General features: G+C 51.7%; 20 protein-coding genes. 9 read left to right on the top strand and 11 right to left on the bottom strand.

Going from position 1 to position 19,975, the window contains the following annotated elements:
- Positions 1 to 162 precede the first annotated feature (162 nt).
- Genes LQZ19_RS19065 through LQZ19_RS19050 form a run of 4 tightly spaced genes read left to right on the top strand, consistent with a single transcriptional unit; the run spans position 163 to position 2,665 of the window.
- Positions 163 to 339, top strand: a complete 177-nt coding sequence (locus LQZ19_RS19065) for a hypothetical protein (protein WP_411049281.1) — start codon at positions 163 to 165, stop codon at positions 337 to 339.
- On the top strand, positions 326 to 1,198 hold the full coding sequence (locus LQZ19_RS19060; RefSeq protein ID WP_411049280.1) for a hypothetical protein: 873 nt from the start codon (positions 326 to 328) through the stop codon (positions 1,196 to 1,198). The genes LQZ19_RS19065 and LQZ19_RS19060 overlap by 14 nt, the downstream gene beginning before the upstream one ends.
- Positions 1,195 to 2,235 (top strand): CsgG/HfaB family protein, encoded by a 1,041-nt coding sequence (locus tag LQZ19_RS19055; RefSeq protein WP_411049279.1) that lies wholly within the window; start codon positions 1,195 to 1,197, stop codon positions 2,233 to 2,235. The genes LQZ19_RS19060 and LQZ19_RS19055 overlap by 4 nt, the downstream gene beginning before the upstream one ends.
- A gap of 4 nt (positions 2,236 to 2,239) precedes the next feature.
- Entirely contained in the window at positions 2,240 to 2,665 is a 426-nt protein-coding gene (locus LQZ19_RS19050; RefSeq protein ID WP_411049278.1) for a hypothetical protein, read from the top strand.
- 169 nt (positions 2,666 to 2,834) lie between these two features.
- Here LQZ19_RS19050 and LQZ19_RS19045 read toward each other — a convergent pair whose 3' ends face one another.
- Positions 2,835 to 3,140, bottom strand: a complete 306-nt coding sequence (locus tag LQZ19_RS19045) for a DUF6922 domain-containing protein (protein ID WP_411049277.1) — start codon at positions 3,138 to 3,140, stop codon at positions 2,835 to 2,837.
- Between the two features lie 286 nt (positions 3,141 to 3,426).
- Between LQZ19_RS19045 and LQZ19_RS19040 the strand changes: the two genes are divergently transcribed.
- Positions 3,427 to 4,953 carry a DUF5312 family protein gene (locus LQZ19_RS19040; RefSeq protein WP_411049276.1) on the top strand — a complete coding sequence of 509 codons (1,527 nt, stop codon included), beginning with the start codon at positions 3,427 to 3,429 and terminating at the stop codon, positions 4,951 to 4,953.
- A gap of 15 nt (positions 4,954 to 4,968) precedes the next feature.
- Positions 4,969 to 6,261 (top strand): glycosyltransferase family 1 protein, encoded by a 1,293-nt coding sequence (locus LQZ19_RS19035; protein ID WP_411049275.1) that lies wholly within the window; start codon positions 4,969 to 4,971, stop codon positions 6,259 to 6,261.
- On the opposite strand, the gene LQZ19_RS19030 is transcribed toward LQZ19_RS19035, so the two are convergent.
- From LQZ19_RS19030 to pth, 6 genes are all read right to left on the bottom strand, one after another.
- On the bottom strand, positions 6,258 to 7,478 hold the full coding sequence (locus LQZ19_RS19030) for an aspartate aminotransferase family protein (protein WP_411049274.1): 1,221 nt from the start codon (positions 7,476 to 7,478) through the stop codon (positions 6,258 to 6,260). The two genes, LQZ19_RS19035 and LQZ19_RS19030, sit on opposite strands and share 4 nt — an antisense overlap.
- Before the next feature lie 117 nt (positions 7,479 to 7,595).
- Positions 7,596 to 8,954 carry an aspartate aminotransferase family protein gene (locus tag LQZ19_RS19025; RefSeq protein WP_411049273.1) on the bottom strand — a complete coding sequence of 453 codons (1,359 nt, stop codon included), beginning with the start codon at positions 8,952 to 8,954 and terminating at the stop codon, positions 7,596 to 7,598.
- 35 nt (positions 8,955 to 8,989) lie between these two features.
- Positions 8,990 to 10,120 carry an iron-containing alcohol dehydrogenase gene (locus LQZ19_RS19020; RefSeq protein WP_411049272.1) on the bottom strand — a complete coding sequence of 377 codons (1,131 nt, stop codon included), beginning with the start codon at positions 10,118 to 10,120 and terminating at the stop codon, positions 8,990 to 8,992.
- 322 nt (positions 10,121 to 10,442) lie between these two features.
- Positions 10,443 to 11,291 carry a nucleoside triphosphate pyrophosphohydrolase gene (mazG, locus tag LQZ19_RS19015; RefSeq protein WP_411049271.1) on the bottom strand — a complete coding sequence of 283 codons (849 nt, stop codon included), beginning with the start codon at positions 11,289 to 11,291 and terminating at the stop codon, positions 10,443 to 10,445.
- Positions 11,292 to 11,344: 53 nt separating this feature from the next.
- Positions 11,345 to 12,715: a sodium:solute symporter family protein gene (locus LQZ19_RS19010; protein ID WP_411049269.1), complete on the bottom strand. Its 1,371-nt coding sequence runs from the start codon at positions 12,713 to 12,715 to the stop codon at positions 11,345 to 11,347.
- Positions 12,716 to 12,717: 2 nt separating this feature from the next.
- Positions 12,718 to 13,305: an aminoacyl-tRNA hydrolase gene (gene pth / locus LQZ19_RS19005; RefSeq protein WP_411049268.1), complete on the bottom strand. Its 588-nt coding sequence runs from the start codon at positions 13,303 to 13,305 to the stop codon at positions 12,718 to 12,720.
- A 61-nt stretch (positions 13,306 to 13,366) separates the two neighbouring features.
- Between pth and LQZ19_RS19000 the strand changes: the two genes are divergently transcribed.
- From LQZ19_RS19000 to LQZ19_RS18990, 3 genes are all read left to right on the top strand, one after another.
- Entirely contained in the window at positions 13,367 to 15,199 is a 1,833-nt protein-coding gene (locus LQZ19_RS19000; RefSeq protein ID WP_411049267.1) for a glycoside hydrolase family 36 protein, read from the top strand.
- Entirely contained in the window at positions 15,199 to 16,851 is a 1,653-nt protein-coding gene (locus LQZ19_RS18995) for a putative manganese-dependent inorganic diphosphatase (protein ID WP_411049266.1), read from the top strand. The genes LQZ19_RS19000 and LQZ19_RS18995 overlap by 1 nt, the downstream gene beginning before the upstream one ends.
- 65 nt (positions 16,852 to 16,916) lie before the next feature.
- On the top strand, positions 16,917 to 17,309 hold the full coding sequence (locus LQZ19_RS18990; RefSeq protein WP_411049265.1) for a pyridoxamine 5'-phosphate oxidase family protein: 393 nt from the start codon (positions 16,917 to 16,919) through the stop codon (positions 17,307 to 17,309).
- Here LQZ19_RS18990 and LQZ19_RS18985 read toward each other — a convergent pair.
- Genes LQZ19_RS18985 through LQZ19_RS18970 form a run of 4 tightly spaced genes read right to left on the bottom strand, consistent with a single transcriptional unit; the run spans position 17,306 to position 19,973 of the window.
- Complete coding sequence (locus LQZ19_RS18985) at positions 17,306 to 18,397, bottom strand: zinc dependent phospholipase C family protein (RefSeq protein ID WP_411049264.1); 1,092 nt, start codon at positions 18,395 to 18,397, stop codon at positions 17,306 to 17,308. The genes LQZ19_RS18990 and LQZ19_RS18985 overlap by 4 nt on opposite strands.
- Before the next feature lie 11 nt (positions 18,398 to 18,408).
- The gene (locus tag LQZ19_RS18980) at positions 18,409 to 19,032 is read right to left on the bottom strand and encodes an ATP-dependent Clp protease proteolytic subunit (protein ID WP_411049263.1); all 624 of its coding nucleotides are present in this window, start codon (positions 19,030 to 19,032) and stop codon (positions 18,409 to 18,411) included.
- A gap of 52 nt (positions 19,033 to 19,084) precedes the next feature.
- On the bottom strand, positions 19,085 to 19,561 hold the full coding sequence (locus LQZ19_RS18975; RefSeq protein WP_411049262.1) for a CinA family protein: 477 nt from the start codon (positions 19,559 to 19,561) through the stop codon (positions 19,085 to 19,087).
- Positions 19,554 to 19,973 carry a bactofilin family protein gene (locus LQZ19_RS18970; RefSeq protein WP_411049261.1) on the bottom strand — a complete coding sequence of 140 codons (420 nt, stop codon included), beginning with the start codon at positions 19,971 to 19,973 and terminating at the stop codon, positions 19,554 to 19,556. Before LQZ19_RS18970 ends, LQZ19_RS18975 begins: the two co-directional genes overlap by 8 nt.
- Between the last annotated feature and the right edge of the window lie 2 nt (positions 19,974 to 19,975).

The raw sequence follows: 19,975 nt of genomic DNA, 5'->3' as shown, positions 1-19,975 counted from the left end.
CACCCTATAAGACCCCTGAAAACCTTAAACCTTTGGAATCTCCATATTTATAGAGTACTAAACCCTTGGAATTTTAGCAATGGAAGGGCTTTAAAACCATTTTAGAGTTATTGACAAATTTGTCTTAGATGTTGTACTATTTTGTCTTAGAAAGGTTTATTTATGGAAATCATAGGTCCGGAATTAAGGGATTTACCCTTTGAGTTAACTCACCTAAGCAAGCCGGCCCGAAAATACCTTAAAACCCTGGCTGTCGGCCTGATTCAATATCATAAAGACCTGCCGGTAAGAGAAGCGGAGTTATTTGCCTTAGAGAAGGATTCAGATGAAGAGAGCTAAATGCCTAAAGATGGGTTTTTTGTGGCTGTTCTATATTGTCCCGGCTTTTTCCTTTGCCCAGAACGCCGTGAGCCTGAATATGGCAATACAGAGCGGTATTTCGTATCTCCATGAGCAGCTTCCCCGCGGAACCAGAATAGCGATCCTTAATGTGCAGGGAAGTACCCTGGAACTTTCAAACTATATGGTCCAAAAACTAAGCGCCGCCTTCGTCAACGATAAATACTTTATCATGATAGAGCGCAGCGCCGCTGTTTTGAATACCCTGGCCCAAGAAATGAATTACCAGCTATCCGGTGATGTAAGCGACGAAACCGCCCTTTCCATCGGGAAGCAGCTTGGCACGGAAGTTATCATATCCGGTTCCATAAGCCGCCCTCTACACCGATCGGAGACCGCCTATCGATTGGATCTCAAGGCCGTCCAGGTAGAAAGCGCCCGTATTGCAGGCCAATGGTACGCCGAAAATATTCAGCCGGAAAGTACCTGGACCGTATTTGATCAAAAACGCCTTACCGCGACAATACGCCTTAAGGACGAGTCTGCCCGCGTTATCGCACTCAAAACCGCAGAGATACTGCGGATGGAAGGATTCCTCCTTACCGATTCAGGGGGCGTATATACGGTTATTATCAACTTTGAGGCCAACGAAAGCGTAACCAGGAATTACCATACCGTGGAGCCGGTCCTTGACATCATCATAGAGGCCCAGGATGGAACACCGATGGTAACGTACCGTAAACGATACCCTCTGTTCCGGCATGTAACACGGGAGGAAGCCCTGCAGCGGGCGTTCAGGAACATTGAGCAGAATTTGGACGGGGAATTTGCGGGGGAAGTGAGGGAGTTAGGAAAATGAAAAATAATTACATATTGGAGGGAAAAATGAAGAGGATTCTTGCGGTGATAGTGATGATACTGGCTGCAGAGGTTTGTTTTGGGCAGAATACCTTAGTGGTTACGCCGCTGCAGAATAGGGCTGGCGTTTCGAATAATGATATTCGAACGCTTACAACACTGCTGGGGAATGCAATTACCAAAACCATGCGTTTTGACGTTGTTGACCGGGATGCTTTGGAATATCTTACGCAGGAAAATAAATTTCAAATGAGCGATTGGTCAGACCAAAATAAATCTGTTCAAATGGGTAAAGTTTTAAACGCAAATTACATCGTTTGGGGTGAGGTTTCAAGATTGGACCAATATTTGATACTCAGCGCAAGGATAATTGATGTACGCAACGCCAAACAACTTGATACGGCTGACATACAGCTTCAGAACATGGGCGAAGCTTACAGCAAAATGGATGGTTTTGTTAAAGACCTTACCGATGCGGTAAAAACCGATATAGTAAGAGAAAAAGAGGCCGCAGAAAACGAACGGCGCCAGTCAGAACAGGCATACCAGGCGCAACGTTATACAGCGCAGGCGGAACAAGATCGCGTTGCCTGGAAAAACAAACGATGGTATCTTGGCGCTATTGTCGGAGGTGGAGTGTTTAATCTTTCTTATACAGATGAATACTCTGACTCCGAGGGGTGGACGGATGAGGTATTTGCAATAGGCGGGCAAGCACAAATTCAGGCTGCCAGATATTTCGCAATAGAAATGGATCTTGCGTATCGTGACAATATCTCCCTCTTAGTATCATTCTTAGCTGAATTTACAATACAACCCGGACTTTTTGAAATAAATGCCGGCATTGGCTATACACTAAGTTTATCAGCAGGTTTATCATTCGATGCATCCGCAGGTATACATGTAGGTCCTGGAATTCTTTTTGCCGAATTTTTGCAGATAACAGACATAGGCACTCTTAGCGAAGAAGACGTCTCGAGGCATCTGTCGACTAGTGTCCTTTTTGTGGGATATAAATTCGGTTTTGGGCATAGATAACAATATGAGAAAATTGGTATTTGTTTGTATTCTTGCGTCTTTATCCACCCTTACCTACGCCCAATCCCCCAACCCCTTTACCGGCAGTCCCTGGCAGGGTCGCATAAGCTACCGTGACGCAGCCGGCGTAGCCCACAGCGAACTCTACGAACTGATCCTCGTCCCAAACGGCACCTGTATTGTTACCGTCAGCGGCAAACAGAACGGCGCGGACGTATTTCAAGATGCCGATGGCCTCTGGTCCTTCGATGAAACCGTCTTCCGCCTTGAATGCGATTTTCCCGATCCGGTATTTGAACATCTTCCCGCCATCAATTGGGTCAGCGTCTATCAATTCGATGCGCTCAAAGCCCGCTTCACCCTGTTGGTAAAGCCCTACCCGGACGCGCCGAATGTTATAAAGGCATCGTTCAACAAAGTGGATGATTGAAGCGGCGGAGGAGTTACGGTAATGGAGAAATGAAAGTAGATTTTTTTATCATATAGATAGTAAAACTTCATTTTCCAATTCAAGTGAAACAGCTACCCATTGCTTACCTATTCCATCCCTTTTTTGTTATTAACTTATTTCCGTTATTATACTTATTTACTTTGTAACTTTAATACGGTATCCCAAAGGGGTTGACTAACTGCACATTTTTGTAACATTTAAATTTCCTTTGCTTTACGTTTAATACGGCGCTTAAATAAGCCAAGGTCGCTTTATCCAGATAAGTTAATCTCATTGCGGTTTTTTTAATTTTATTAAACCCATAATATTCTAATGCCGCCCTTTCATCATCCTCTGTACCTTTAAGAAAAACTCTTTCTAAAACAAATTCAATTTGTTTATCATAATCAATAGCTTCACTATTTACATCCCAAAAAAGTACTTTAGAAAACTGCGGTTTTACTTTTTTATTCATTACGGGGTGCCGTAGGCGTATGAGCCAAATAGGTATATCCGTTCACAGTCGGCGTTTTCAAGAATAATATTCTTTATGGCGATAATTTCATCGTTTATAATCATTAATCGTAAGTATAACCTGAATTCTCAGCAAAAACAACGGATATCGCGTTGTCGCTGTTTATACTATACAGTTGTATAGTATAAAACCTTCTGCGCCTTCGTTGCCTTGGCGGTTAAACTTCTTCAAAAATCGGTATTGAAAAAACATCGTCAATATCGCATAGTATATGCGAGGTACGGTTATGGCAGATGATATTATCGGGAAGGTTTTCTCTCTTATTTCCGGGAATGATGAGCCGGATTCGGACAAAAAGGCCCTGCTCAAGCAGGTAGTTAAGGAAATTGGTCAAAATAAATACGCTAAATTTTACCGGGTCAGAACAGATGAGATAGATCCCTCCTTTGCCGCTTATATCTACGAGATATATAAAATAGTGTATCCCGCCTGCGCTTTTGTGCAGAATAGTTCCAAGATAAGCCGGATGCGGCAGATTACGGTGGAAGCCTTCATGAGCAAGGAGAACCTGGAAATAATCCGGAAGCTCCGTCCCGAGGTGGTTCAGGACAAGGTTAAAAAACTGGAGCCCCAGGAGCTAAGCCGTCAGCTTAAGGAAGATCTGGCGACCCTTTTTGCGGCCTTTGACGGCGGCCGGGTTGCCAATATGAACCGGTGTTATAACCTGAACACCGCCCTTATACAGTTTGCCCAATACGATTTCCTTTCCATATTGCGAAGATTCGATACCAGCCTGCCGGAAGGCAATACCGGTTATGTGCCCCGGTTTCAGGCGGCAAAGGCGGCGGATGTAATCCAGGAAATGGCGGCATTCCGGGGGGTGATCCAGAACCTTGAACCCGGTGATGACTGGAAAAACGCCCTTACGGTGATGAAAATTGCCCGGGACGGCCAGGAACTTATTCCCCTGAATGTGTGGAATATGCTGCTCATGAATCTGCGGGAGCTGAAGAATTCCAATATCATCGAGCTCATGGGACAATACGCCTCCAAAAATCCCATCTGGCTGATAAAGTATGAGTCCATTGATGAACAATTGGCGGAAAGCTGGCTTGAAGCAAAGGGCAGCGAAGTTAACGGGGTCATCGACAGTATCATGACCAGACAGCGGAACAGCCAGATTGAAGCCCTGGCCATAGGCGTGTTCGGTACCCCATCGATAACAAAACTGCAATTTTACAACAAAGAGATCAGTGACAGTATTATTGAGATCGGGCTTGACGGTTTTTCCTATGCCTCTCCCTTAAATTATCTCGTAGCTTTTATTCAGGATTTTATCACAAAAGAAATGCAGGAACTCTGCGATATACTCCTCGTCCGGGGACAGTGGGTAAACAACGCCCTTTCCCTGGAAATGTCCAATGCCGTCCACGCCATTACCGACACTACCGAAGCGATTGATGCGCTGGATCAAACCCTTTCGGATACCGGTACCCACGGAACCCGCTTTAGGGCAGCCCTGCTCCGGGCGGAACGGGATAAAATCCAGGCCAGGTATGTTAACGGTGTCGCGGGGGAACTGGACGAACAAGCCCTGGAATTGATCAAGGCTGCGGTCCAGAACCTGGTGGTGGTGGGTAAATTTATGAAAAACCTCTTAGGGGATTCCCAGAAAAGCCCTCCCGAGGTGATCATCAACTGGAAAGAGCTGGGATATTTCACAAAGGCCCCGATGAGCCAGCGTTTAACCGATGCTTATAAGAAGATCAATTTTTTTGTACAGTTAATGTTACTGCAAACCCATTCTGAATGATCCGGGAGTAAAACTATGTACCTGACCAAATCGACCAGTATCCACCGTATCGGATTTGTTTCAACCCGTTTTCAGGGCACCGACGGTGTATCCCTGGAGACCGGCAAGTGGCGTCAGGTACTTGAAAAAATGGGCTACGACTGTTATTTCTTTTCCGGTCTCTCCGACTGGGACAGCGAAAAATCCATGGTGGTGGATGAGGCCTTCTTCGGTCACCCTATCATTGAAGATATACAGGAACGCTGCTTTGGTATCGTTACCCGGGGCGAGGGTCTTACCGGGGAAATCCAGGCCATCCGGTTCCGGCTAAAGCGGGCTATCTACGAATTTGTAGAATCCTTCAACATCGATCTCCTGATCGTGGAAAACGCCCTGACCATTCCAATGAACATTCCCCTGGGGCTGGCCCTTACGGAGTACATCGCCGAGACGGGTATCCCCACCATAGCCCACCACCACGATTTTGCCTGGGAACGGCAGCGTTTTTCCGTAAACTGTATAGAAGATTATCTGGCCATGTCCTTCCCTCCCCGGCTGCACACCATCAACCATGTGGTGATCAACTCCGAAGGACGTCAGACGCTTTCCTACCGCTGCGGTCTTTCGTCTATCATCATCCCCAACGTATTCGACTTTGATACGGAACCTCCTAAGCTGGACGACTACGGACGTACCCTGCGGAAGGACCTGGGGGTAGCGGATGATGAGACCCTGCTCCTCCAGCCCACCAGGATGGTCGCCCGTAAGGGGATTGAACACGCCATAGAACTGGCGAACCGGCTTAAGGGCAAAAAAGCTAAACTGTTGATCAGCCACCAGGAACGGGATGAAGGTTCGGAGTATTACGAGCGGACCATGGATTACGCAAAGATCCTGGGGGTGGATGTAATTGTCCGGCCGGACATCATCGGCGCCGAACGGGGAACCACCGAAGAGCCGGACGGAGGTCCGGGAAAGAAAAAATACAGTCTCTGGGATTGTTACCTGAACGCAGATTTTGTAACCTATCCATCAACCTATGAGGGGTTCGGCAACGCATTCCTGGAAGCTGTTTGGTTCAGAAAACCTATACTGGTAAACCGCTACTCTATTTTCCAGCAGGACATAGAACCCCTGGATTTCGACGTGGTGGTGATGGAAAACTACGTAACCCCCGAAACCATCGAAACCGTGGAGGCCATCCTCCAGAGCGACGGCGCTGTGGATGTGATGACCTCCAAAAACTACGAGCTGGGCAGGAAGTTTTTCTCCTTCAAATTACTGGAACAACGTCTGCACCAGGTGATGATGAACTTCGGCCAGCTTTAATTCTCCTGCTTTACCGCTTTTACCGCATCGGAGATGATCCCAAAGGCTTTGTCGCAGTCCTCCTTAGCAGCGGTAAGGGGAGGAATCATGCGGATAAGCCGGTCCCCAATAAGGGTTACCAGGAGCTTACGGTCGAAACAGCCGTGCTTTACGTCCAGACCAATGGGGCCGTCAAATTCAATACCCACCAGGAGGCCTAAACCCCGGACACTCTTGACCCGGGGAAGGGTTTTTAACTTGGTCATAAAATAAGTCCCGGTTTCCGCAGCCTTAGCCGCAAGCTTATTGTCCAGGAGTTCATTTATCTGGGCAAGGGCGGCGGCGCAGCAAACGGCGTTTCCGCCGTAGGTGGTACCGTGGGAGCCCATGCTAAAGGCCTTAGCGATACTATCGCTGGTACAGATGGCAGAGATGGGGAAACCGCCGCCCATGGCCTTAGCCATGGAGAGGATATCCGGCTTGACGCCGTAGTGCATATAGGCCATCACTTCCCCGGTGCGGCACCAACCGGTCTGGATCTCGTCCACCAGGAGGAGCATCTTCTTCTCGTCGCAGAGTTTCCGGAGGCCCGTCATAAATTCCTTTGAAGCGGGATGTACCCCACCCTCGCCCTGAATAGGTTCCACCATGATAGCAATAGTATCACCGGTAACCAGCGCCTTAAAGGCATCGAGGTTGTTGAATTCCGCGTAGCTGAACCCCGGAAGCATGGGACCGAAACCCCGCTGGCAGGCATTGTCCGGCTGGCCGGTGGCGGAAAGGGCGCCGAAGGTACGGCCATGAAAGCTCTCCTTGGCAGTAATAATATGGTAGCGGTTGGGGCCGTAGGTTTCGATGCCGTACTTCCGGGCCATCTTGATCATCGCTTCGTTTGCCTCGGCGCCGGAATTTTGGTAGAAGATCTTATCGTACCCAAGGGTGGTACAGATCTTCTCCGCCAAAATAGCCTGAGGGATGGTATAGGGATAGTTGAAGGTGTGGATCACCGCATCCAGTTGTTCCTTCGCGGCGGCGACAACCTTAGGGTTGCGGCTTCCGGTACTGTTCACCGCAATACCGCCGTAAAAATCCAGATAGGCCTCGCCCTTTTCATTGTACATATACATGCCCTCGGCCTTTTCACAGATAAAATCGTACCGTTCATAGGTTTCGATCATGTACTTCTTTACCAAGGCCCGGATATCATCGGCGCTTTTACCGGTATCTTTCAATTTCATAAAAACTCCTTTTGTTAGATAAGAAATTATAACCGCAAAGGCACAGAAGGCGAAAAGGAGAGAACTTAAAATTTCATTTTTACTTTTTCGACTTTTTCGACTTTGTGGTTAAATTTCCTAGCTCAGTTTTTCTATTGAAGCTGTAATGGCCGTCTTCAATATACTAAGACCGCGTTCAAGTTGAGCGTCGGTAACCACCAGGGGACAGAGGAAACGGATCACGTTCCCGTGGGTTCCTGCGTTTTCTATGATAAGGCCCTTTTGCGTCGCTTCCTGAATAGCCGCGGCTACCAGTTCCGGCCAAGGCGTCTTATCTGCGGATTTTATCAATTCAATACCTACCATACAGCCGATACCACGCACATCCCCAACGGCGTTTATCTCCTTCTGCCAGGACTTAAATTCGGAAAAACACTTTTCGGAAATCTTCTTCGCCCGGTCCGGAAGTTTATCCCGTTCCATAATTTCGATAACCTTGAGGGCCGCGGCGCAGGCCAGTGCGTTGCCGCCGAAGGTGCCCCCAATGATGCCCGGTTTTACCTTTTCGTAGATGCTAACCCCGGCGGTGATCGCCCCCAGGGGAATACCCCCTGCTATGGATTTCGCCATGGCGATAATATCCGGCGGGCAGCCCCACTCGGTCCAGTAGTCGGAAACGAACATACGGCCCGAACGGCCGAAACCGGTCTGAACCTCGTCGGCGATGATCAGTATGCCATGCTTGTCGCAGAGGGCCCGCACTGCGGTGATCCACTCCCTGGGTACGGGGATAAATCCCCCCTCTCCCTGCACAGGCTCTATCACCAGGGCCGCCACATCTTCCGGCGGGCTGGCCTCCTCAAAGACCGCGTTCAGTCTTTCAAGGTAGTACCAAACAGCATCGCTTTCGCCAAGACCCTTAGGTGCACGGTAGAGGTATGGGAACTCCGCCCGGTAGATACCGTCCGGCAGTGGGCCCATACCGTGGTAGTAGGCCTTTTTTGCGGTCATGGTTCCGGTAAGCAGGGTCCGCCCGTGGAAGGCGCCGGAAAAAACAATGATATTAGGCCGTCCAGAAGCGCCGCGGGCTATTTTAACCGCATTTTCCAGGGCTTCCGCCCCGGAGTTTACAAACATGGTCTGCCGCTTCGCCTCTTTAACCGGCACAATGGCGTTGAGTTTTTCCGCCAGAACCACAAAGCCCTCGTGGGTGATGATATTCTGCATGGCGTGGAAATACCGGCCCGCCTGTTCCTGGACCGCCTTAACCACTTCTTCCTGGCTGTAACCGATATTGAGGACCCCCACGCCGCCGACCCAGTCAAGAAAAATATTTCCATCCACATCCTCCACCATGGCCCCCTCCCCGCGCTTGATCACCACGGGGTAAGGGCAGCGGATAGCGGCGGGGCTTGCCGCCGCACGGCGGTCTATGATGGCCTTAGCCTTGGGGCCGGGCAGCGCTGTCTTAATACTGGGCAATTCGTTCCGTAACATTTTTTCTCCTCCTGAACCATTGTTAGTAATACTGTTTATAAAGCCTGCCGGTATATATCCTTAATATCCTCCAAGCCGAATTTTACCGGGTGATTAGCGATCCCCGCGGCGGAAACCCTGAGGGTATTCTCCGCCATCCAATCGATATCATCCGCATTAACCCCCTGTTGACCCAGGGTAATAGTTAAATCAATATCCGCGAGCAGTTTTTTGATTATCCCTACCAGATCGGTTTCGTCCTTGCCTCCCAGCCTCCGGGATATTTCCGCGAATTTCTCCGGCGCCGCAGCAACCGAACGTTCATAGATCACCGGGGTAAGGGCCGCAAGCCCCCTGCCGTGAACGATATTGCGGAGCCCGCTGGGAGGATGTTCTATCCCGTGGGGGGCGGTAACCCCGGCGAGCCCTATGGCCATGCCACCCAGGGTGCTGGCCCAGCTGAGCTTTTCCCAATCACCCTTAGCGCTTTTCCCCGTATAAAGGGGAACCAGGCTTTCCCGGATCAGCCGTATTCCTTCAAGGGCGTAGAGATCCGTCACCGGAGTTGCGATGGCGGAAATATAGGCCTCCATGGAATGACAGAGGGCGTCGAAGCCCACACTGGCAAGGATAGGTTTCGGCATGGTAACCATGAGTTCAGGATCAATAATAGAAAGATTGCCGATAATAGCGTTACTGCGGAGTGATTTTTTGTCTCCGTTCCGGGGGTCCGTTATTACCGCAAAACTATTGCCTTCACTTCCGGTACCGCAGGTGGTGGGAACCAGGATCATGGGCAGGGCGTCCCCGGGGGTTTTGCGCCCGTAGATATAATCCATAAGGTCACCGTCGTTCTTTACCATAAAGGCTATGGCCTTGGATGCGTCGAGGATACTTCCTCCCCCAAGGCCGATAACCAGGTCGCAGCCCTTTTCTTTTGCCAGGGCCGCCCCCTCGTAGACCTGGGTGGTCAGGGGGTTCGGCTCCACCTTGTCGTAGACAATGGCCGTAAGGCCGCTTTCCCTCAGAAGACCCGTAACCCTATCCAGCAGTCCGGATTTTTTCGTACTCCCCCGGCCGGTTACAATTAAAGCCGTTTTTCCGAGCAAGGCGGCCCTTCTTCCAATCTCTCCCGCCTTTCCGCTGCCGAATAATAAATTTACCGGCAGGTTAAACGTAAACTGCATATATACTCCAATTTAACATGAAAGTAAATAAAAACATACAATAATGTATCTTTTTATTCATTCGAATTTAAATTCATAATTATGTATAATAATTGTATATTAATTCATTATAAAAAGATGAGTCAAGCAAATTTTGATTATATTTTCAAATATATTGATTTGTAACTATTTTTATTAAAAAAAAGATACGCAAATGTATGAAATATAAATATTTATGCGTTTTATAAGTCCGCGGGTAACTTATCATGAAGGAATTTCTAACCGTAAGGAAGACCGCTTATGCGGTCAATTCAAAGAGAAGAAGTCGAATTTGCGGGTCAGTTTAGCCCTTCGCTTCTTCCCAAAAACCATCCATGGCGGCAAGGTTTCCCGGCTTCAGTTCCTGACCGGTTTCCTTCATCCGTTTTTCCACGTGGGTAAATCGGGTAACAAATTTGGTATTGGTCCGCTGCAGGGCTACCGAGGGCTCCACCTTAAGGAAACGGCAAAGGTTCACCACGGAAAAGAGCAGATCCCCCAGCTCTCCCTCCAGGGCCTCCTGACGGCTCTTAACTCCCTCGGGAAGCTCCTTGGCATGGCGGCTTATGGCCTCCAGTTCCCCGATGGCGGTGGCAACTTCCCCCAGTTCTTCCTCAACTTTACCCATGACACCTTTGATATCCGGCCAGTCAAAACCGGCCTTGGCGGCCTTCTTCTGAAGTTTATAGGCCCGATCCAGGGGAGGCAGGGCACGGGACACTTCGTCCAGAAGGGAATCCTTGGGCTTGCGGCCCTCCTGCTCCACCTTGATCTTTGCCCAATTCTCCAAGACTTCGGCGCTGTCCTTAACCTGGGACCGCGGGTCCCCTACTTCCCCGAATACGTGGGGATGCCGGCGGATCAGCTTTTCCGTAATGCTCTTAAGGGCGTCGGCCACGGAGAAGAGGCCCTCTTGCTCGTGCATATAGGAAAGCATGGTTACCAGGAGAAAGAGATCCCCCAATTCTTCCTTAATATGGGCGGGATCCTTTTCGTCGATGGCCTCTATACATTCGTAGGTTTCTTCTATTAAATCACCCCGGAGGGTAGCGGGACTTTGTTCCCGGTCCCAGGGGCAGCCATCGGGCGCACGGAGCCTGACCACGGTATCGTAAAGGGCTTTAAAAGCTTCGGTTTGGGTATTGTTAATCATGGTTTATTTTGTCCCTAATCTTGATATATTTCAAGTATAAGATAAAACCGGCTCTATTTCCTCCGTCCGGCCATATACCCGGAAATCAGGATCAGTAAATTCACCAGCATACCGAGAAAAAAGGAATTAAAGCCCAAAGGAAGGATTTTACCCAGGACAAGAACCGCCGGGCCCGCAATCATGGCGACCAGCACAATCCGGGGAGGGATCTTACCGGGAAAAAACAGGGCGCCCATAAGGGGGAGAAAGACGACCGTTCCCCGGAAGCCCGTGGCCAGATAACTCCAATCGAGAATTATGGAACTGGTAAAAACCAGGGACAGGAAGGCGCTGATGAAAAGAATCCCCATGATCGCCGCCCGGTTTATCAACAGCAGCCTTTTATCCCCCGCTTTGGGGTTAATATATACCTTGTATATATCATTGCTGATCATGGTACCGATACCCAGCGCGAGACCTGCTCCGGCCCCTACCAGGGTTATCAGTAAGGTGGCAAGGATCATGCCGGCAATTAGCGGTGGCAGCTTGGCTATTACAAACATGGGCAGGGCAAAAACCGGCGCTGTTTCCGGATGGTGGAGTTTCATATACATCCCAACAAAGATCCCCGCCACGCCGATGGGGGGAATCAGTAACGCCCCTGCTAAGGCGCCGGTCCGGGATGCTTTCAGGGTTTTCCCGGAAAACAGGGTTTGGACGTAGGTTTGGGAAGACACGATCCCCACAAGTAATGAAAAAAAGGAGCCCAGATCAATACCCAATCCCCGGGCGAATAGGTTAAAGTACCGGTCATGGGGAAGTACATCCCAAAAAGAAGGAGATCCGCCCTGGAGTACCAGGGCGATGATACCGCAGAGTACAACCAGGGCATAAAGCAGCAGGATCTTCAGAATTCCCACATACCCCGTTCCCCAGATCCCGCCGAAGGCCACGTAGACCAGCATCAAAAGAAATAGTATCCCGACGGCTGCCAGGGGAGGAATGGGACAAAGGACGCCGACCAGGGCAATACCGGAAACCATTTGGCCGATTATTCCTATGACGTTTCCTATGGACATCATCCCTACGGAAAAACTTGCGGCGCCATGGCCGTATTCTTTGCTGAATATTTCGGGCAGGGTATCCGCTCCGTTACAGTATAGGGGCTTCACAAAAAATAATGCCAAAAACAGGCAGGAAAGACCGCTGCCCAGGGTATACCACCATGCGGAAAATCCATAACTGAAAGCAAGCTGTGCGGTACCAATGGTGGAAGCCCCGCCGACCATGGTGCCCACCAGGCTTCCGGTGATAATCGCCGCGCCGGCTTTCCTCCCTCCCTTGGCAAAATCACCGGCGTTTTTTACCTTCCTCCCTGAAAGGGCGCCCAGTACAATAATGGCGAAAATAACCAGGGCAAAACCTAAAAAAAACATCGCCGTCATGCTTAACCTATCCTCTTCTTATTCCATTCCGGCAGCAATTTCTCAGGCCCTTCCAAAAGCGCCCGTACCAGGGCGGCAGCGGCGGCTTCCAGGACCTGGTCCAGTACCGGTTTTTCAGCGGCGCTGAAATCCGAAAGGACCCAGCCGGAGATGTTATCGTGGTTCGGCCTGCCTATGCCGATACGGAGACGCCAGAAATCGGGGGTTCCAAAGCAGGCTTTCATGGACCGCAGACCGTTATGCCCCCCAAGCCCCCCGGAAAACTTGAAAGATGCGGTTCCCAGGGGGATTTCCAACTCGTCGTGGACCACCAGTATCCTTTCCGGGGTAATTTTGAAAAAAGCGGCCGCCGCCTGCACAGACTCCCCGGAGAGGTTCATGTACGTCTCGGGCATGAGGAAGTGGAACCGGGCGGGTCCCTCCCCCCCTAAAGCGGCCCGGTCCAGGCCGGCATAAAGGCCCTTGTATTTCTTCTGCCAGTTCAGGGAGCCCGCGAAAGGCAGGATATCCGCCAGGAGCCGTCCGGCGTTATGCCGGTTATTGGCATATTCCTGTCCGGGATTCCCCAGGAATGCGATAAGTTCGATCATTATGTTTACCAATCTCCGCGTAACATAGTAAACTAGTATAAGCAAAAATTATAGGGACAGCATGGAAATACAAAAAACGATTAACGCCCTTCCGCCTGATTTTTTAAGCGGGAAGCGGCTGCACTATGCCATAAAAGAAACGGGGGATGCAAATGAGATCGATCTGTGGTCCCTTGAGGACTTGTTTGATCTTGCCGGCCTGGACCAGGCGGATAGGGCAGCCTTTTCGGACCGGGATGGAATAGCGGTTCAATGCGGCGGCTGGCAGTCCTGGTCTGCGGGCTGGGAACTCTCCGGGAAGGAGACCCTTCCAAAAAGGGTTCGGCTTATTCCGGAGCTGCTCAAACTCACCAACCGCCCCGGGGATACTAAGGCGCCGGCAAACAGGAGGGGCAGGAACTGGCTCATTGGCCATTTTATCATGTACCTCCGCGCCGGAGACCGCTACCTCTGCATAGCCTCAAGCGAAGGGGATGGGCTGCCGCCGGTAACGTTCAGGATAAACCGGGAAAAGGCCCTGGTCAGCGCCGAAGTCTACTGTCCCGGCAAAATCTGGAAGGAAGGGGAAACTGCGGCGGAACTTTCGGTTTTCTTTGCCCGGGGATTTTTCCGCTTCAAGGATGCCCTGAAAAAACTATACCATCAGGACGAAGCCTTCAAAACCGTAAATTTTCTGGGGGCGGTCCCCGGGGGCTACGAATCCTGGTACAACCACTACACGGCGATCAACGAAAAAATCATACTCCGGGATCTCGAAAGCCTGGGCAAAACCGATAACCTCATCAAGCTGCACTATCTGGACCGTCAGAAACCGGTGGTGTTCCAGATTGACGATGGCTGGGAAAAGGCGGTGGGGGAATGGGAGATCAATGCGGAACGTTTTCCCCATGGACTGGCGCCGATTGCGGAGCAGATAGAGGAAGCGGGGTATATCCCCGGTCTCTGGCTGGCCCCTTTCCTCGTAACAAGGCAATCCCGGATTTTTTTGGAAAAACCGGAATGGGTCCTTCGGGACGGGGCGCGGCATAAACCGGTGGTGGCGGGGTTCAACCACCTCTGGGATAATCAGTATTACTGTCTGGACATTTCCCGTGATGATGTACTGGATTACCTTAAGGCCCTTATTGACCGGGCCATGGACGAATGGGGTTTCCGCTACCTCAAGCTGGATTTTCTTTACACCGGCCTTTTCCCCGGGATTTTCACCAACAAGGGCAGCCCGGATGAACACTACCGCCGGGCCTGTACAGTCCTCACCGCCCGCAACAGTAACGCTGCGGGGCTGCCCGCTGCCTACCTTGGCTGCGGCCTCCCCCTGGGGCTCTCCTACCGCCATTTCCCCCTCTCCCGTATCGGAGCGGATACCATGGGAAACTGGGATTGGATCATGGTAAAACTTCTGGGGCATGTGGGCCGGCCTTCCGCATATATCAGCCTTATGGATACCATAGGCCGTTCCTTCATGAACGGCGCCATCTATATCAACGACCCGGATGTGATATTCCTCAGGAGCAGTAAATGTAACCTTTCGGTTAACGAAAAGGAACTTATCGCCCTGGTGAATTTTCTCCTGGCCGGGCAGATCATGTTTTCCGACAACCCCCACAGCTTAACCGAAGCCGATATAGCCCTGACCGGACGCATTGCGGAACTGTACCACAAACTGGAAGGGGACGAATACGGGGCGGTCCGCATAGACCGGGATGTTTTCCGCCTGGAAAGCCGGTCGGGACGTACCGCGGGGATCATCAACCTTTCGGGGCGGGCCTGGCGGGACAAACAGCCCTGGGACGCCGTAGACTTTCTCATTGATCACCGTTATTTACCGCGAAATACACAGGGGGGGATGTTTTTTGCTCCCCATTCAATTACAATTATACAGGTAAAAGCATAATGGAAAAACAAATTTATATAATTGGTCACCGGAACCCCGATACGGATTCGGTGGTATCCGCCGCGGCTTATGCCCGGCTTAAACAGGCCCTGGGACAGCAAAATTGTTTTGCCGCCCGGGCAGGGAATCTCAGCCCCCAGACGGAGTACATTTTTGACCGCTTTAAGGTACCCGTACCGGAACATCTCCCGGATCTGATCCCAAAAACATCCTATTATCTTTCCGACCCCCCGGTGACCATCGCCGAGGATGTCGCCCTCTGGGATGCCCTGGAACGGATGCAGAAAGAATCACTGCGGGTTATCCCCATTGTTGACGCCCAGGGAATGTACAAAAGTATGCTCCACTACCGGGGTTTTGCCAATTACATCATCACCCACATCAACCCCCATAAGAAGTCCTATTTCCCCGTGTCCATCAACCATCTGATCAGTACCCTCCGGGCCCAGCCCATCACGGTCTTTAACGCACAGGAGGTGAAAAAGTCCCCCATTGTAGTGGCCGGTTCCTATAACGATTACTTCAAAAAGCACCTTGAGGAGACGAGCCCCGCCGATGCCCTGGTAATCCTTGGGGATCGCTGGGATCTGCAGAAGTTCTGTCTTGAACGGAAGGTTCGGGCGCTGATCCTCACCAGCGGACATACCCTGGACCGTGAACTGTCGGCTCTGGCGGAAAAAAACGGGGTATCGGTGATAACCAGCCCCTTCGACACCTCCTCCACAGCGATGCTGATAATCTATTCAGCGCCGGTGGGCGCCATGGGTGACGATACGGTACCCCTGGTCCGGCTTAACGATCCGGTCCGCAAAATCCGGGAACCCCTTTCCAAGGCCCCTTCCCGGTGCCTCCCGGTGGGGGATGCCGACGGCCGGGTGGCGGGGTTAATCTTTGAGGGGGACCTGATCAAGGAACCGAATATCGAGGTGATCATGGTGGATCACAATGAGCCAAGCCAGGCTATTGAGGGGATTGAAAACTACCACATTCAGGAAGTGATAGACCACCACCGGCTGGGGAACTTTTCCACCAAATACCCCATCACCTTTATTAACAAGGTGGTGGGCGCCACCTGTACCATTATCGCCAATCTCTACCGGGAAGCCCATGTCCCCATGGAAAAAGAAATCGCATCAATACTGCTCTGCGGCATCCTGGCGGATACCCTGACCCTTCACTCCGCCACCACAACGGATACGGACAGAAATACTGCGGAGTACCTCTCCTCGGTTACCGGTTTGGACATAAGCCAACTGGGCCAGGAGCTCCAGACCGAAGCGAACCGTATAAACGCACGGCCCGCGGACGAACTGGTTGCCATGGATATGAAGGAATACGCCGAACAGGGGGCTGAATTCTCGGTAAGCCAGATTGAAACCGACCGGCCGGACGACCTGATTACCCGGCAGGAGGAGATCCTGGGGGAACTGGAAAAAATTGCCCTTGCCCGGAAGTACCTCTTTGCCGCGCTCCTGGTTACGGATGTTACCGTCCTGGATTCCCTTCTTTTTGTGGCGGGGAAAAAGGCCTTTATCGCCCAAATCCATTTCCCCCAGAGGGATACGGGGATCTATGTGATGAAGGACGTGGTCTCCCGGAAGAAACAGCTCATTCCGCTTCTTTCGGAACTGGTGGAAAAAGCGGGGAAATGAGTTGCAAATAGTATCGAAATGATATACTACTAAATTGCTATGAAAAGTAGCATTGGAGGCATTTTATGCAGGAAGTTTACGATTTTTTAAAGAAGGCTAAAACCTATTATCTGGCCACCCTGGAGGGAGATCAGCCCCGGGTACGCCCCTTCGGCACCATCGATCTTTTTGAGGGTAAGCTCTATTTCCAGACCGGAAAAAGCAAGGACGTCTCAAAACAGATCAAGGCAAACCCCAAAATCGAAATCAGCGCCTTCGACGGCGCCAGTTGGATCCGTATCCAGGCTAAGGCTATTGAAGATGACCGGCGGGAAGCGAAGGTACATATGCTGGAGGCCTATCCGACCCTGAAGGACCGCTATTCCCCGGACGATGGCAATACCCAGGTACTGTACCTCAAGGATGCGGTGGCAACCATCTCAACCTTTACCGGAGCGCCAAAGGTTATTAAGCTCTAAACTAAACGAAGCCGTCGTTGTTGTTCCAGTACCGATTCCAAGGGCAGCGGTTCAGAGCGGCTTGGTGAGCAGGGCTTGCCGGCCGCATCCTGGATGGAAAGCCCGCCGTTACCTATGCTCCGGGCAGCCTCTACTATGGGGAAAATCCCGGTAGCCAGATACTTGGCGATGAGGGGAGTAAGGATTTCCACGGCGAAGGCCAAAGCCTGGGCGTAGATCTCCGGGAAGGACCTGGTTTCAGCGGGACTATCGCCTGCAGGATAATACCAGGCCCGGTGTTCCTTATTAAGGTAATCAACATCGCCAGGTAGTTCTTCGGGGTAGATATAGACCAGGGGCATCTCTTCCAGTATTTGTTTCGCCAATGGACTCTGCAATGACGTTCTCCCGGGGTCCGTGTACCGGTAGAATCCCGCGCAGTCCCGGAAGGTATTGTCCATACGTTGGCTTAGTTTTTGGTCCTTAAGGGCCCGCTCGGGGAAGGCATGGCGGAGGGACTTGGCCAGAAGTTCCTTTAAGCCCCGGGGCGGGTTCTCGCAGATTTGGGCCAGGCTGTCCTGGTCCCAGGATGCAACGGGCTTGCCCCCCCGGAGTTCTTCCAGCATAAGCACGTCCAGAACCCGTTCAAAAAAGGCGTGGATGTTTCGCTCTGTCCCACGGCTTTCCCCGCTAAGCTTCGCGGTCTTATACACAATATATGGATGGCAGGCGCGATCCAGAATGGCGTGGGTCATAAAGCCCAGGGCATAGGCGCCTAGGGCGGTGATACCCCCTTCGGGACGGTGGGCTGCTACGTCCTCCGCCGAGGCAGGCGGGTCCGGCAAACCCAGCTTCAGGAGGGCCGCAGTAAAAGTCCCGGAAAAGCGGCGGTGCAGCAGGGTTCCGTATTCCAGGCCCACAGGCCGGGTCATCTGGTTATGGTAGAAAATATCCGGACCCTGGCAGCCAAGGACAAAGGAGAAACGGTAATCCTCTTCAACCTTTTCCCGGGCTCTTTTGGCAACCACCCCAAATTCAGGGTAGAGAACCCGGAACATCCCGGCGATCACGTCTTCCCCAAACAGGGTATGCAGGATCTGGGAAGGCACGGTTTGTCAGATCAGTTTGCGGACCCGGTCAGTTCGCTGCGGGAACTGATAACCCGGGAAATCAGGCCGTACTTAACCGCCTCATCGGCGTTCATCCAGTAGTCCCGATCCGTATCCTTTTCCACCTGGGTAAAGGCCGCCCCGGTTTCGTCCGCGATAAGGCGGTTGATCTTTTCCCGGAGTTTTTCCAGTTCCCGGGCGTGGATTTCGATATCCGTGGCCACACCCCTGATCCCCGAAAGAGGCTGGTGTATAAGGTAGTGGCTGTTGGGCAGCCCTACCCGCAGGTCCTTGGGGCTGGCGAGCTGAATAATAGCCGCGGCGCTGGCCACCAGGCCCATACCTATGGTCCACACCGGGGGCTTCACAAAACGGATCATGTCGAAGATGGCGTAACCCGCATCGGCGTCCCCTCCGGGGGAATCAATAAAAATACGGATGGGATCATCCCCCATATCCTCCAGGAGCAAAAGCTGCCTGATGGTCCGTTCCGCCAGATCCTTTTTAATCTCACCGGAAAGCAGGATGGTCCGGGTCTTGAGCATCCTGCTCATCAGGGGATCAACCCCCTTCCCTTCTTCCTTTTCCTGCGCCTCTTCTTCTTCCTCTTCCTGGTCTATGGCACGGTACTCCATCAATTACTCCTTAGTACTAATATAGAAAATATAAAAACTAATAACGATAAGGTCAATTCAATTTTTTAAGCAGCTCCGCGATTGCATCCGCCGCTGCTGCGTTCCGGATGGCGCTCCGGTCTCCGTCATAGTGATGGACCACGGCCTCCGCCGGGAAACCCCGGCGGGCAATACCTATCCAGACCGTACCCACCTTCTGCCCCGAACCGTCCCCGTCCGGACCGGCCAGGCCGGTAACCGATACCGCCGCGCCGGCGCCGCTTTTTTCCAGGGCCCCCTCCGCCATGGCCGCTGCAGTCTCCCGGCTTACCGCTCCGTAACGGCGGATAGTGTCCGCATCTACCCCCAGGAGTTTTATCTTGGCGTCCACAGAATAGGTAACAAAGGAACCCCAGAAAACCCGGGAAGCCCCGGGAACCCGGGCAATGAGATCCGCCACCAACCCGGCAGTACAGGATTCGGCTGCAGCCAGGGTAAGGGATGCTGCGGCCAGGGTTTCTATAAGGATCTTTGCGGGGGACTCAACCATTCATTCTCTGCAATTCAGCCTTGATTTCTTCGGTGGGCCGGGAGAAGATCTCCACGTCCTTATCCAAAGCGGTCATACTGCACTGTCCTTCAAAGAGGACCCCATCGGCAATACGCAGCCGGGCGGCGGTACAGTTGCCCCGGACTTCAGCGCCGCTGAGCATATCGATCTTGTCCATGGCATGAACTGCTCCAACCACGGTCCCGTAGACCGTGAGGGAACTTACGGTAATATGATCCGCCTCCACCACCGCCCCCTTATCCACAATAAGGGCGCCCGAAGCTTCTATGGTTCCCTTGAATTTTCCCTGGATACAGAGGGTCTCCTTAAACCGGAGAAGCCCGTTGAAACTGGTATGGTTTCCTAAAACCACGGTATGGGAGCCGTCCTTTTTACTATCCGTTTTCGCCATAT

The organism is Treponema primitia, assembly GCF_046533075.1.
Classification (GTDB): domain Bacteria; phylum Spirochaetota; class Spirochaetia; order Treponematales; family Breznakiellaceae; genus Termitinema; species Termitinema primitia_B.
Note: the sequence above shows the minus strand (reverse complement) of the source record. Positions and strands in the feature narration are given on the sequence as shown.

Bases quoted from the DNA above. Each gene is read 5' to 3' on its own strand.
- LQZ19_RS18990 (WP_411049265.1), top strand. From the start codon at position 16,917: ATGCAGGAAGTTTACGATTTTTTAAAGAAGGCTAAAACCTATTATCTG.
- mazG (WP_411049271.1), bottom strand. From the start codon at position 11,291: ATGATTAACAATACCCAAACCGAAGCTTTTAAAGCCCTTTACGATACC.
- LQZ19_RS19045 (WP_411049277.1), bottom strand. From the start codon at position 3,140: ATGAATAAAAAAGTAAAACCGCAGTTTTCTAAAGTACTTTTTTGGGAT.
- LQZ19_RS19055 (WP_411049279.1), top strand. From the start codon at position 1,195: ATGAAAAATAATTACATATTGGAGGGAAAAATGAAGAGGATTCTTGCG.
- LQZ19_RS19020 (WP_411049272.1), bottom strand. From the start codon at position 10,120: ATGCAGTTTACGTTTAACCTGCCGGTAAATTTATTATTCGGCAGCGGA.
- LQZ19_RS19050 (WP_411049278.1), top strand. From the start codon at position 2,240: ATGAGAAAATTGGTATTTGTTTGTATTCTTGCGTCTTTATCCACCCTT.
- LQZ19_RS19040 (WP_411049276.1), top strand. From the start codon at position 3,427: ATGGCAGATGATATTATCGGGAAGGTTTTCTCTCTTATTTCCGGGAAT.
- LQZ19_RS19000 (WP_411049267.1), top strand. From the start codon at position 13,367: ATGGAAATACAAAAAACGATTAACGCCCTTCCGCCTGATTTTTTAAGC.
- LQZ19_RS19025 (WP_411049273.1), bottom strand. From the start codon at position 8,954: ATGTTACGGAACGAATTGCCCAGTATTAAGACAGCGCTGCCCGGCCCC.
- LQZ19_RS18970 (WP_411049261.1), bottom strand. From the start codon at position 19,973: ATGGCGAAAACGGATAGTAAAAAGGACGGCTCCCATACCGTGGTTTTA.
- pth (WP_411049268.1), bottom strand. From the start codon at position 13,305: ATGATCGAACTTATCGCATTCCTGGGGAATCCCGGACAGGAATATGCC.
- LQZ19_RS19035 (WP_411049275.1), top strand. From the start codon at position 4,969: ATGTACCTGACCAAATCGACCAGTATCCACCGTATCGGATTTGTTTCA.
- LQZ19_RS19030 (WP_411049274.1), bottom strand. From the start codon at position 7,478: ATGAAATTGAAAGATACCGGTAAAAGCGCCGATGATATCCGGGCCTTG.
- LQZ19_RS19065 (WP_411049281.1), top strand. From the start codon at position 163: ATGGAAATCATAGGTCCGGAATTAAGGGATTTACCCTTTGAGTTAACT.
- LQZ19_RS18975 (WP_411049262.1), bottom strand. From the start codon at position 19,561: ATGGTTGAGTCCCCCGCAAAGATCCTTATAGAAACCCTGGCCGCAGCA.
- LQZ19_RS19010 (WP_411049269.1), bottom strand. From the start codon at position 12,715: ATGACGGCGATGTTTTTTTTAGGTTTTGCCCTGGTTATTTTCGCCATT.
- LQZ19_RS18980 (WP_411049263.1), bottom strand. From the start codon at position 19,032: ATGGAGTACCGTGCCATAGACCAGGAAGAGGAAGAAGAAGAGGCGCAG.
- LQZ19_RS19060 (WP_411049280.1), top strand. From the start codon at position 326: ATGAAGAGAGCTAAATGCCTAAAGATGGGTTTTTTGTGGCTGTTCTAT.
- LQZ19_RS18995 (WP_411049266.1), top strand. From the start codon at position 15,199: ATGGAAAAACAAATTTATATAATTGGTCACCGGAACCCCGATACGGAT.